The 12,073-nt window shown below is 46.5% G+C and carries 12 protein-coding genes; 7 read left to right on the forward strand and 5 right to left on the reverse strand.

The features are described 5' to 3' along the window. Positions 1 to 381: 381 nt before the first annotated feature. Positions 382 to 576: a hypothetical protein gene (locus tag F3I09_RS09055; protein WP_149694712.1), complete on the reverse strand. Its 195-nt coding sequence runs from the start codon at positions 574 to 576 to the stop codon at positions 382 to 384. A gap of 287 nt (positions 577 to 863) precedes the next feature. Between F3I09_RS09055 and F3I09_RS09060 the strand changes: the two genes are divergently transcribed. Beyond that, positions 864 to 1,562, forward strand: a complete 699-nt coding sequence (locus F3I09_RS09060) for a hypothetical protein (RefSeq protein WP_149694713.1) — start codon at positions 864 to 866, stop codon at positions 1,560 to 1,562. Between the two features lie 75 nt (positions 1,563 to 1,637). Here F3I09_RS09060 and F3I09_RS09065 read toward each other — a convergent pair whose 3' ends face one another. Beyond that, on the reverse strand, positions 1,638 to 2,621 hold the full coding sequence (locus F3I09_RS09065; RefSeq protein WP_149694714.1) for an acyl transferase: 984 nt from the start codon (positions 2,619 to 2,621) through the stop codon (positions 1,638 to 1,640). 129 nt (positions 2,622 to 2,750) lie between these two features. Here F3I09_RS09065 and F3I09_RS09070 point away from each other — a divergent pair, with 129 nt between their 5' ends. From F3I09_RS09070 to bioB, 5 genes are all read left to right on the forward strand, one after another. Beyond that, positions 2,751 to 3,194: a hypothetical protein gene (locus F3I09_RS09070; protein WP_149694715.1), complete on the forward strand. Its 444-nt coding sequence runs from the start codon at positions 2,751 to 2,753 to the stop codon at positions 3,192 to 3,194. 71 nt (positions 3,195 to 3,265) lie between these two features. Next, a complete protein-coding gene (locus F3I09_RS09075) occupies positions 3,266 to 4,804 on the forward strand; it encodes an acyl-CoA carboxylase subunit beta (protein ID WP_149694716.1) in 1,539 nt (512 codons plus the stop codon). A gap of 164 nt (positions 4,805 to 4,968) precedes the next feature. Next, positions 4,969 to 5,745: a UbiA family prenyltransferase gene (locus F3I09_RS09080; protein ID WP_188133744.1), complete on the forward strand. Its 777-nt coding sequence runs from the start codon at positions 4,969 to 4,971 to the stop codon at positions 5,743 to 5,745. Between the two features lie 77 nt (positions 5,746 to 5,822). Next, a complete protein-coding gene (locus tag F3I09_RS09085) occupies positions 5,823 to 6,923 on the forward strand; it encodes a M42 family metallopeptidase (RefSeq protein WP_149694718.1) in 1,101 nt (366 codons plus the stop codon). A gap of 122 nt (positions 6,924 to 7,045) precedes the next feature. Continuing rightward, the gene (gene bioB / locus F3I09_RS09090) at positions 7,046 to 8,041 is read left to right on the forward strand and encodes a biotin synthase BioB (protein WP_149694719.1); all 996 of its coding nucleotides are present in this window, start codon (positions 7,046 to 7,048) and stop codon (positions 8,039 to 8,041) included. An 883-nt stretch (positions 8,042 to 8,924) separates the two neighbouring features. Here the strand turns inward: bioB and aroQ are convergent. The 3 genes from aroQ to ytxJ all read right to left on the reverse strand — a co-directional run bounded on the left by aroQ (position 8,925) and on the right by ytxJ (position 10,383). After that, complete coding sequence (gene aroQ, locus F3I09_RS09095) at positions 8,925 to 9,338, reverse strand: type II 3-dehydroquinate dehydratase (RefSeq protein WP_149694720.1); 414 nt, start codon at positions 9,336 to 9,338, stop codon at positions 8,925 to 8,927. A gap of 53 nt (positions 9,339 to 9,391) precedes the next feature. Then, on the reverse strand, positions 9,392 to 9,961 hold the full coding sequence (locus F3I09_RS09100) for a UbiX family flavin prenyltransferase (protein ID WP_106602662.1): 570 nt from the start codon (positions 9,959 to 9,961) through the stop codon (positions 9,392 to 9,394). 92 nt (positions 9,962 to 10,053) lie between these two features. Further along, positions 10,054 to 10,383 carry a bacillithiol system redox-active protein YtxJ gene (gene ytxJ / locus F3I09_RS09105; RefSeq protein ID WP_149694721.1) on the reverse strand — a complete coding sequence of 110 codons (330 nt, stop codon included), beginning with the start codon at positions 10,381 to 10,383 and terminating at the stop codon, positions 10,054 to 10,056. Positions 10,384 to 10,715: 332 nt separating this feature from the next. Between ytxJ and murC the strand changes: the two genes are divergently transcribed. Beyond that, positions 10,716 to 12,068 (forward strand): UDP-N-acetylmuramate--L-alanine ligase, encoded by a 1,353-nt coding sequence (murC, locus tag F3I09_RS09110; RefSeq protein ID WP_149694722.1) that lies wholly within the window; start codon positions 10,716 to 10,718, stop codon positions 12,066 to 12,068. Positions 12,069 to 12,073 lie beyond the last annotated feature (5 nt).

Here is a 12,073-nt window from a genome sequence, read left to right on the forward strand (position 1 = left end):
TCTGTTTCTTGTGATTAGCAAATCCAATGGACTCGAGTAGCCAGCACAGCTTAGTGTCTGATTTAATTCACAGGTATGGTGAGGAGGACATCGGGGATCCCCCGTTAATTAAATTGGCTTGCTAGTATTTGTATTTTCGGTTTCAATAAAAGATACAATACGCTAAAGATACAATATGTTTTTCATTAATATAACGCTATCTATAGATTTTTATTACATCTAGTAAATTAATACTCAATAAAGTAGCGCCCTCTACCGCACGAATAAAGGCATAGAACTTTCTATGCCTTTATTAAGTACAGATGACTTGTTTGTGCATGTTTAAACTATCCCTTTTTTATGGAACAAGCAGATCATAGTTTAACCCATTGTCACCTGTTTTCATTGTTGCGCCCTTTTGGTTCCGCGCTTGTTTTTATCTTTTTTAGCCGGATGTCTTTTATCTTTTGGCAAGATCACTTTAATTGTATCATCTGCGGTCTTTTCACGGGTAATATCACGACTATAGTCATTCCCCAGATTTGGACCTCCCTGTTCCAGACCGGTACTACCGATCGATCTATCCCTGACTGTCATAACGCTACGTTTTTGATGATTAAAAATAAAATACTCTCACACTCTTAAATGCGCCAAAACCATGCCAGCAGGAGCAGGCGCAGCTATAGTACTCAGCATTTTTCATATGTGAAAAATCTCTTAAAATTTAACACCAGATTGATCATTTCTGTCCGTTTAACTATTTTTCCCGGATTTTAGTGGTAAATTGTAGTAAACAGATTGTTTACACACCTATGCCCGAACTCTGCTAATACAGCCCACATTGAACGGCTGTTATTAGTCAACAAAAGAAAAAACCTGTAAGTATGAAGGACAAGTTGCCTTATATCACTTCAACCTATTTCATCGCCTTGATAAAAGCATATCTTCAGGGTCATAAAACAAAGCCCGAAATACTTGCGGAAACTGCGGACTTACTTCCTCCTTCTTCCCAAAACGAGGTCAGCCAGCTGCTTACTGCTGCTGCACACCAGATGAATGAAGCTTTTTATGCAGACATCGTAGATAGTATTCAACACACTTCCGGCACTGTTCCTACCCGTAAAGGCCTTATCCATCACCTTGAAGCGCTGCTGAAAGAAGAGATCACTATACAGGAACTACTCGATTGGGCTACCTGGTATACCATTGAAGAAGATCAGCTTAGTGCAGGTATTATGGATGATTTTGCCGTGGAATATTTCTGCCTCGACTTCCTGCCCGCCTATCATGAAGAGCTGACCGGGCACCAGTTCACAAAGGCTTTACAGCTGTTTAAACAACAAGGGGGAAATCCATTAAAAGAGAAGATCGCATTGACACTGCTGATAGAAAAAGAACAACAGCTTTTTCTATATTTCCTGCGTAGTTTTTTAGAACAGCCACAACATATTGAAGCACTGGATTCTTACCTGATGAAGAAATTTGGTATGGATCATTTTAGTTTTCCGTACATGGCGGAGTTGATGGACATGAGCGGGCATCCGGAGAGAATGGAAGAATTGTTGAAGAAGGCGAGGATGTAAAATCAGACTATTTGAGTAAATATCCCGTTCAGTGAATTGATTAAATAAAAAATTCTCAAAGTGATTTTTATCCTCTTAACTCACCATCAAACTACACCCTCTCAAGGCCGAATTATCCAACCTTCCCAACACTTCAAAACGCCCCTCTTCATGCAGCCGCCCGATATCTTCCGTGGCTATGAACGCACAGGAATAAACATTGGCGAGATCTACTACATTGATCACCCCTGAAGCATTGGCTGTTGACAATTGAAAAGGATCATTTTCATCCCTTACCAACACTTTCATCCATGGCGGTGTTGTAAACAATCCATTCCCATAGGAATACGCCTGGGATAATAATTCCGTCATTCCGTACTCTGCGTGAATATGTTCGCAACCTAATTTTTCTCTAAGAAAAGTATGCACCTCCTGCCGGGTCCATTCCTCACGACGGCCTTTCATCCCCCCTGTCTCCATCACAATGGTATTTTTCAGTTGCAGGGAATGATGCTCTGCGAAATCCAGCAAACCGAAAGTAACACCGATCAGCAGGGTTTTCTGTCCGCTTGCTTCCAGTTCCCGTAGCCGGTCTGCCAATTTATCATGCTCATAAAGATAGAAACCGCTGGCTGCGTGCCCGCTTCTTTTCACCATATCCTGCACCATGTATACCAGGGAGGAATGCTGACGTTCCAGGTAGGAAGGCAACAATCCCAGTATCACAAAGTCGGAAACAGGGCCGTATGAGCGTTCAAATCCTGCCAGGAAACTGCGCTCGTAGAGAGCGGCCTCCTTTACCAGGTGACGGCTGTTGATGGTCTGGGTAGTGCCACTGCTTTCAAAGATCAGTTCCGGCGTGAAGTTGCCACAGGTGACGGTATGCGTTTTAAAGAACTGGATAGGCAGAAAAGGGATCTGTTCCAATGAGCGTACATCCGACGGCCGTCTGCGCAGGGCGTCCGTATAAGCCCGGTAAAGGGTATTCTCCCTGTACTGGTATTGGAACAGCTCCAGGGCTGCCGCTTCCATATCCTGCTCCTCCAATGTAAATAACGCTGCCGTATTAATGCCACTCATGTTCGCTTGCTTTAAACGCACAAATTTAGGGGATACGTAACAATCAAACCAGATTTTACGTTATACCGACAGTGGGCAGGTTACCTGTGCGCATTAGCTATAGTAAAAAAAATAATGTAGGTTTGTTATATGAAGAAAATACTCGTTTTATCCCTGTTCGCATTGGCAGTTATATCCGGGTCTGGCTGTGGGAAAGATTCCATAGGCACTAAGCCGATGATCAGTTTTCTCTCCTACTCTTCCGACCCTGTAATACCTTCCAACGGACTGGATGTTCACTTCCAGGTTAAGGATGGTGACGGAGATATTGAAAACACCTTCAATTTCACCGCTATTTACGATTCCCAGCCAGAAGATACGTCTTTCAGCGGCCGTAAAATGCCCAATCTGGATGCCCATAAGGGAACGAACCTGACAGCAGAAGTAATTCTGCACCTGGAGCCGATAGATTTCCCCGGAAACACTACCGGCATTCCGAAAGACAGCGTGCATTTTCTTGTGTTTATTACTGACAATGCCGGTAACATCAGCGATACCGTCGCAACACCCAAAACAGAGATCCTCTACCAATAAAATACCTGTCAGGGATCAGGAATACGTATTACAGACACGTTCAATTCCTGATTCCTGATTATATTTGTTCCATGGACAAATTCCACGAACTCCGGAACAAAATCGCTACAGCCATCCTTGGTGGCGGCGAAGCACGCATCTCCTCCCAACATAAAAAAGGAAAACTTACAGCAAGGGAACGGTTACAACTCCTGATGGACGAAGGCTCCTTCGAAGAGCTGGATATGTTCGTACATAACCGTAACCGTGGTATGACCACCGACCAGGAACAATTTCCCGGCGATGGCGTCGTAACCGGCTATGGCACCATCAACGGCCGCCTGACCTACGTCTTCTCTCAGGACTTTACCGTCTACGGCGGTAGTCTTTCGGAGCCCCATGCCCGTAAGATCTGCAAGATCATGGACCTCGCCATGCAGAATGGCGCCCCTGTTATTGGTCTGAACGACAGTGGCGGCGCCCGTATACAGGAAGGCGTGGTAAGCCTGGGTGGTTATGCGGATATTTTTTATCGCAATACCCGCGCTTCCGGCGTTATCCCGCAGATCTCTGCTATTATGGGCCCCTGTGCCGGTGGGGCTGTATACTCCCCTGCCATTACAGATTTCATCCTGATGGTGGAAGAAACTTCGTATATGTTCGTAACCGGTCCTAACGTTGTTAAGACAGTTACACATGAGGAAGTAACGGCAGAAGAACTGGGAGGGGCGCACACCCATGCTGTAAAAAGCGGTGTGACCCATTTTTCCTGTACCAACGAGGTAGAATGTATCAATAATATACGGCAGCTGCTCAGTTATGTGCCACAGAACTGTGAAGAAGATGCACCTGTCTATCCATACGAGCCTTCGGATGAGATCCGTCCTGCCCTGAACACCATCATACCGGCCAGCTCCAATCAGCCATATGATATGAAAGATGTGATCAGTGAGCTGACCGATGCTGAGAGCTTCTTTGAAGTACATAAGGACTTTGCTGAAAATATCATTGTAGGCTTTGCCCGCATTGCCGGCAGAAGTATAGGCATTGTTGCCAATCAGCCGGCCCACCTGGCAGGCGTGCTGGATATCCACGCTTCTGTAAAGGGCGCCCGCTTTACCCGCTTCTGCGATGCGTTCAATATTCCGCTGCTGGTACTGGTAGATGTACCGGGCTTCCTTCCGGGCACTGACCAGGAATGGAACGGCATCATTACCAATGGGGCCAAACTGCTTTTCGCATTGAGTGAAGCCACCGTACCGAAGATCACCGTTACCACCCGTAAAGCCTATGGCGGCGCTTACTGTGTGATGAACTCAAAACATATCGGTGCAGACCTCAACTTCGCTTTTCCACAGGCTGAAATAGCCGTGATGGGACCTAAAGGCGCAGTAGAGATCATCTATAAAAAGGAAATAGATGCGGCCCCAGATCCGGAGGCCCGCACAAACGAGCTGGTAGCAGAATATACGGAACGCTTCGCCAATCCTTATCTGGCCGCAGAAAAGGGATATATTGACGAAGTCATCGTTCCCGACCAGGCCCGCATAAAATTGATTAAAGGATATGCTATGCTGGAAAATAAGGTGGTAACAATGCCCCGGAAGAAACATGGTAATATCCCGCTTTAATTAAGCATAAGAATCAGGAATTAATGCAATCTTCGGATGTATAATTCCTAATTTCGCATTCCAATTTCTGATTCTTAATTTCCTAATGCCGATAGTTAATGCTTCGCGGTCTTTTTAATTTTATCATATTCTCGTCTCTTTATGTAGCCTGCTGCGCCATACTCATGATATGGCAGACAAATACGCTGCTGCATATCCGGGACATTAACGAGGCCTATTACTTCTTCGTCTTCTGCGCTACCATCTGCAGTTATAATTTCCACTGGTACCTGACCCCTGCGGATTATTCCACCTCCGAACGCATTCTCTGGGGCGCCCGCCACAAGACATTACAGCTGACGCTTTGTGCCCTGGGCGCACTGGGAGCAGCCTATGGCTTCTGCCTGCTAAAGGAACACTGGCTACCACTGACGGGTGCTGCCGTGCTTACTTTTCTGTATTCCGCGCCTAAACTGCCACACAGGGCTTTTATATGGCTCAGGAAGATCGCTGTCGGCAAGACACTGTTCCTGACCGCTGTCTGGATCTACGTCACTACCCTGCTGCCGGTATTTATAGAAAAACAGCCTTATTCATCCACTATACTGTTCCTGACATTACACCGCTTCTTCCTGGTTTATGCCATCTGCATTCTGTTCGATTACAGGGATCTGGAGTCGGACAAAAAGGAAGGCATCCGCTCTCTTATCACCTACCTGAGCCAACCAGGCCTTAGAAAACTATATATCAGCTCCCTGGTGCTCGCTACTGTCTTTGCAATGGCACTTTCCCCGGTGAATGGCTGGGTGGTGACGGTCATCCTGCTGGCCCCGGTAGCGATAACAGCGTTGCTTACACGATATACCCTCCGTAACCGTTCAGATCATTTCTACTATTTTGTACTGGATGGCATGGTGATGCTTTCTGCCCTGCTCCATTTTATTATAGCGGCGTTGTCATAACCAACACCCGGCTTGCCGTAAGCTGGCAAACACTTACTTTTGCAGCACAATATAACTTAACAGCTAACTTAACAGCAATGTCTAAAAAGCAAAAATCCATACTCAGTAAAGAGGCGCTTACGTTCCTGCGTAAATATCTCAATAATCCCTCCCCTACCGGGTTTGAGAAAGAAGGACAGAAATTGTGGCTGGAGTATCTGCAGCCGTTTATAGATGAGTATTATGTGGACGCGTACGGCTCGGCAGTGGGTATCATCAACCCGAAGGCCCCGTTCAAAGTGGTGATTGAAGCACATGCTGATGAAATATCGTGGTTTGTCAATTACATCTCTCCTGAAGGTCTGATATACGTGATCCGCAATGGAGGCTCTGATCAGCAGATCGCGCCTTCCAAACGTGTGAACATCCATACTGAGAACGGTATTGTAAAAGCCGTGTTCGGATGGCCTGCCATTCATACCCGCCTGCGTAGTACTGAAGGTAAAGATCCTCAGCCCAAGGTAGAGAACATCTTCCTGGATTGCGGCGCCCGCAGCCGTAAGGAAGTGGAAGACCTCGGTATCCATGTGGGTTGTGTTGCCACCTTTGAGGATGGTTTTGAAGAACTGAACTACGACTATTACATCTGCCGCGCTTTTGATAACCGTATCGGCGGCTTTATGATTGCTGAAGTAGCCCGTATGCTGAAAGAAAAGAAACAGCAGCTGCCTTTCGGCCTGTACATTGTAAATGCCGTGCAGGAAGAAGTAGGGCTCCGCGGAGCGGAAATGATCGCTAAAAGGATCAAGCCTGATGTAGCGATCATTACTGACGTAACGCACGATACCACCACCCCGATGATCAACAAGAACATCGAAGGTGAGATCCGTTGTGGCAGTGGGCCAAGCATTACATACGGACCTGCGGTGCACAACATCCTCCGCGATCTGATCATCAAAACAGCCAAAAAGAACGAAATTCCCCACCAGCTGCATGCGGTAAGCCGTAGCACCGGTACCGATACGGATGCTTTTGCCTATTCCAATGACGGTACCCCCTCAGCACTGATCAGCATCCCGCTGCGTTATATGCATACAACCGTGGAAATGATCAAAAAGGATGACGTGGAAAACACCATTCAGCTGATTTATCAGACACTTCTGAACATTACACCGAAAACCAATTTCAAATACCTGTAAACCGATTGAAAATCAGGAACTAAGGATTAAAAATAAGCCGCAATTGAGCACTATTCCTCATTCTTAATTCCTAATTTCTAATTCAATTTTAATTTGTAGGTTTGCTCTCAAATTAGATTATTATGCAAGATGTGCAGATCCGTCACGACTGGTCTATTGAAGAAATAAAAGAGATCTATAATACTCCCTTGCTGGAACTGGTTTTCCGTGCTGCTTCCATACACAGACAAACGCAGGATACTGCAGAAGTACAGGTTTGTACCCTGCTGTCCATTAAAACAGGCGGTTGCTCGGAAGACTGTTCTTATTGCCCTCAGGCTGCCCGTTATAATACCGATATCAAAGTACATGGTCTTCTGAAGAAAGAAGAAGTGCTGGCATACGCCCAGAAAGCAAAAGACGCTGGCTCTACCCGTTTCTGTATGGGTGCCGCATGGAGAGAAGTAAGGGATAACCGCGACTTCGACCGTGTATTGGATATGGTAAAGGGCGTGAATGAGCTGGGTATGGAGGTTTGTACTACCCTTGGTATGCTGACCGAAGAACAGGCCCAGAAACTGGCGGATGCAGGCTTACATGCTTACAACCACAACCTGGACACTTCCAACGAGTACTACGAATCCATTATCACCACCCGTACCTACGATGACCGTCTGCGTACCCTGGACAACGTCCGCAAAGCAGGTGTAAGCGTTTGCTGCGGTGGTATCATCGGCCTGGGAGAGTCCCACGAAGACCGTATCGGTATGCTGCACACGCTGAGCAATATGCCAACCCATCCTGATTCCGTTCCTATCAACGCCCTGACCCGTGTAAAAGGAACTCCGCTGGAAAATATGCCGAAAGTTGCGTTCTGGGATATGGTGCGTATGATCGCTACCACCCGTATCGTAATACCTAAAGCAATGGTACGTCTCAGTGCCGGCCGTGCTGAAATGAGCATTTCCGAGCAGGCCCTCTGCTTCATGGCAGGCGCCAACTCCATCTTCACCGGTGAGAAACTGCTGACCACCAACAATCCTTCCTTCGAAGAAGATCACATGATGTTTGAATTGTTAGGTCTGAAACCAAGAGAGGCTTTCAAAGATCAACCAGTTGAAACTGAAACACTGAACTAATATTCATCTGAAAATAAGAAAAAGGGTGTTCCGGCCGTTGCCAGAACACCCTTTCCTATTGGGTATAATACCTGGTGAAATCAGCATACATCCTCGTTCTGAACAGGTACAAACTTCGTTTCTCCTATGTCCATCTTACGTTCATCTTACGTCTTTGAACCTAGGATGAACGTAAGATAGACATAGGAGAAACGAAGCTGATACCTTGCCTGAGCGAATTAAAGCAAGTGTACGAAGTATTGTTTTAGTTATCCATGCTGATGGAATATCCGTATTATCTACCGGGTACCGGAAGACATTCCGGGGGTATGTATTCGGTATCTATTCGGTGAAGATCCGGTGGAGGGTATATCCTATAGGCGCTCTACTATAGCATTATAGGCACTGTTCTATAGCCAACGCTATAGAACGGCAGGAGTAATGCAGGACTATAGCGCCTATAGCTATAGAACTCTACTATAGTTGAACACTATCTGTACTATACATGGATCAAACGTCATTAACAAACCATAATAGGACTCCTCCGGAGTCCAAGTGTTTGTAGCGCGGGGTGATAACCCCGGGTATTGTAGCGCGGGTTTCACCCCGGGTATTGTAGCGCGGGTTTCACCCCCGGGTATTGTAACGCGGGTTTCACCCCGGGTATTGTAACGCGGGTTTCACCCCGGGTATTGTAGCGCGGGGTGATAACCCCGGGTATTGTAACGCGGGTTTCACCCCCGGGTATTGCAACGCGGGTTTCACCCCCGGGTATTGCAACGCGGGTTTCACCCCGGGCATTGAAACGGGTTTCGTAAACCCCGATTCACATAATGGGATCATTCCCGGCGATAGCCCGCCTGTGGCGGGCGGCATATGTTTGTAGCGTGGGTGATAGCACCTGTTACAGGAAATACGCTATTCCCAGTGCATATCCTTTCATGCCCAGGCCGCAGATGCTTCCTACGCAGACAGGAGCAATCATGCTTTTATGCCTGAACTCTTCCCTTGCATGGATATTGCTGATATGTATTTCCAGTACAGGGGTCTTAATAGCAGAAATAGCATCACGCAGGGCAACGGAGGTATGGGTGTAACCACCCGCGTTCAGAAGGATACCATCGTAGAAGAATCCTATTTCATGCAGATGATTGATCATTTCCCCTTCAATATTGCTCTGGAAATAGGTCAGCTGCACATTGGGATACTGCGCTTTCAGTTTTTCGAAATAAGACTCAAAAGACTCATTTCCATAGATACCAGGCTCCCGCTTTCCCAGGAGATTTAAGTTAGGGCCGTTGATGATCGCTATCTGCATATGATTCTTGGTATTATTGTGGCAATAAACGCAACTGTGTATTCTCCAGTTTTTTATTTTTCCTCACTTCCCCAGCGGAAGGTATCCTGCTCTATTCCTGCAAGATCGAGCACCCTGTCTACAACAGTAGCTGCTACATCTTCCAGCGTTTTAGGAACGCTGTAGAAGGATGGCGTAGCAGGACAGATGATGCCGCCCGCTTCTGTCACCGCCAGCATATTTTTGATATGCATCAGGTTATAAGGCGTTTCCCTTACCACACATATCAGCTTTCTTCTCTCCTTCAGCACTACATCTGCTGCACGGGTGATCAGATCATTTGAAATGCCCGTAGCAATACGTCCCAGTGTACCCATTGAACAGGGGCAGATGATCATGGTGTCAAACCTGCCGGAACCTGAAGCAAAAGGTGCATGAAAGTCCTGCTGTGTATATGTTTTGAAAGGTAATTGCTTGTAGTCATCAGTGCCCAGCTCTGTTTCCCATACGGTACGTGCATTGGTGGTCATGACCAGTGCTATCTGGTCTGTCTGTGCGGAAGCCGCCTGCAATTTGTTCAGCAACTGCCTGGCATAAATGGAACCGCTGGCACCCGTAACCGCTACAACTATACGATGTTTCATTCACTCGATTAATAAAGTACAAAGCTAGGTCAAAAAAAATACCGGCCATAGGCCGGTACTAAATTCTTTGGATAAATAGTCTGATTACTTCCTCAGTTTGACTTGTTCACAAGGTCATCCATGGTGATCCCGCTGTGACTTTCATCATAAATGCATTCCCCGTTACGGATCAGCAAAACCTGTGGCGATTCATGCGGTATATCAAAATCCGCTGCAATCCTGTTCGAAATGTCCCTGAATCTGATCAGGTCAAGATAGTAAAATGAGATCTCTTGTGGAGCAGCTCCTCTTTCCAGTCTGGATTTGGCTACAGCGCTGATGGAGCAACGCGTGCTGTGTTTGAAAATTACTACCGGCTTCGCTGCCGATGCCTCCCTGATCTCTGTTAACTGTTGCTCTGTAGTAAGTGGTATCCAGTTCATTAACAATCCTTCACATTTACTCCGTGCGTTGCTTTACCAATTTTCATCGGACAACCTAATTTATTCTGTGACGCACAGGAAGTTAAGAAAGCCGCAAAGATAAGGATAAGACAGGCTCCGCCCAAAACTTTCAGATAAGATGATTGCATAAAGGGATGTTTATTTGAATAATGAAATTTCATAGGGAATGGTGATATCACTTTTTTAATCGCCAATTTTTGACGTTACTTTGCAAATATAAAATTTATATTAAAGATTTTAGATATAATATCGTTCCTTTTTCCCTAGGTATAAATATAACGATAAAACGCAGGTAACTGGTTTAAAAGTATATGGCAAAAGTACATTTTATTGCGGTGGGCGGCAGTGTAATGCATCAGTTAGCTATCGCATTGAAAAACAAGGGTTACCAGGTAACCGGCAGTGATGACGAGATCTATGAACCTGCGCTGGGCAATCTGCGCCAGGTGGGTATTGCTCCGGCCACAATGGGCTGGGATGATAGCCGTATTACGGCCGATCTCGATGCTGTTATCCTGGGTATGCATGCCCGGGGCGATAATCCCGAGCTGATCAAAGCCAAAGAACTGGGCCTGAAGATCTACTCTTTCCCGGAATATATCTACCAGGAAAGCCAGCAGAAGAAAAGGGTTGTTGTAGGCGGCAGTCACGGTAAAACAACTACCACGGCTATGATCATGCACGTATTGCAGCAGTCAGGACAGGCTTTTGACTACCTGGTAGGCGCACGGCTTGCCGGTTTCGCACAATCTGTCAACATTACCGATGCCCCTGTCATCGTTTGTGAGGGAGACGAATACCCTGCTTCTGTCATTGAAAAGCGGCCTAAATTCCATTTCCTGCATCCGCATATTGCCGTATTGACCGGCATTGCCTGGGATCATATCAACGTGTTTCCCACTTTTGATAACTACCTGGAACAGTTTGCCATCTTCATCCGTACGATGGAGGCCGGCAATATCCTCATTTACAACAGTACAGATCCGGAACTGGTAAAACTGGTAAAGGCGGAAGGCCTGCACCTGAAACTGGTTCCTTACGATATACCACAACACCAGATCGTCAATGGCACCACAACCGTGACCTTCGGTAGCGGACAAACCGTACTCGAAGTATTTGGCGATCATAACCTGCTGAATATGCATGCTGCACGCCTGGTTTGCAATGAACTGGGTATCAGCGACGAGACTTTCCTGAAAGCTATCTCCACCTTCAAAGGCGCTGCCAAAAGGCTGGAACTGGTAGGCAAGAACGATCACTGCGCTATTTACCGCGACTTTGCCCATGCACCGTCCAAAGTAATGGCCACCATCAATGCCCTGCAGTCCCAGTATCCGCAGCGCAGGCTGATAGCTGTACTGGAATTGCATACCTACAGCAGCCTGAATGCTGATTTCATGGTGCAGTACCAGGGTGTGATGGATAAAGCAGATGTGCCTGTAGTATTCTACAGTAAACATGCACTGGAGATCAAACGTATGCCAGACCTGGCCCCCGACCTGGTGGCACAGGGCTTTGGCCGTAATGACCTGGAAATATTCACCAACAGGGAGCACCTGCAGGCATTCCTCGACAAACAGGATTACCACAATGCTAACCTGCTCATGATGAGTTCGGGTGATTATGAAGGATTGGATGTAAATTCGCTGAAAAAGTATCTATAAAAATT

The organism is Chitinophaga sp. CF418 (assembly GCF_900142925.1).
GTDB lineage: Bacteria > Bacteroidota > Bacteroidia > Chitinophagales > Chitinophagaceae > Chitinophaga.

Bases quoted from the DNA above. Each gene is read 5' to 3' on its own strand.
- aroQ (WP_149694720.1), bottom strand. From the start codon at position 9,338: ATGCAGATAGCGATCATCAACGGCCCTAACTTAAATCTCCTGGGAAAG.
- F3I09_RS09080 (WP_188133744.1), top strand. From the start codon at position 4,969: ATGATATGGCAGACAAATACGCTGCTGCATATCCGGGACATTAACGAG.
- F3I09_RS09060 (WP_149694713.1), top strand. From the start codon at position 864: ATGAAGGACAAGTTGCCTTATATCACTTCAACCTATTTCATCGCCTTG.
- ytxJ (WP_149694721.1), bottom strand. From the start codon at position 10,383: ATGAACTGGATACCACTTACTACAGAGCAACAGTTAACAGAGATCAGG.
- F3I09_RS09070 (WP_149694715.1), top strand. From the start codon at position 2,751: ATGAAGAAAATACTCGTTTTATCCCTGTTCGCATTGGCAGTTATATCC.
- F3I09_RS09100 (WP_106602662.1), bottom strand. From the start codon at position 9,961: ATGAAACATCGTATAGTTGTAGCGGTTACGGGTGCCAGCGGTTCCATT.
- F3I09_RS09065 (WP_149694714.1), bottom strand. From the start codon at position 2,621: ATGAGTGGCATTAATACGGCAGCGTTATTTACATTGGAGGAGCAGGAT.
- F3I09_RS09075 (WP_149694716.1), top strand. From the start codon at position 3,266: ATGGACAAATTCCACGAACTCCGGAACAAAATCGCTACAGCCATCCTT.
- F3I09_RS09055 (WP_149694712.1), bottom strand. From the start codon at position 576: ATGACAGTCAGGGATAGATCGATCGGTAGTACCGGTCTGGAACAGGGA.
- F3I09_RS09085 (WP_149694718.1), top strand. From the start codon at position 5,823: ATGTCTAAAAAGCAAAAATCCATACTCAGTAAAGAGGCGCTTACGTTC.
- murC (WP_149694722.1), top strand. From the start codon at position 10,716: ATGGCAAAAGTACATTTTATTGCGGTGGGCGGCAGTGTAATGCATCAG.
- bioB (WP_149694719.1), top strand. From the start codon at position 7,046: ATGCAAGATGTGCAGATCCGTCACGACTGGTCTATTGAAGAAATAAAA.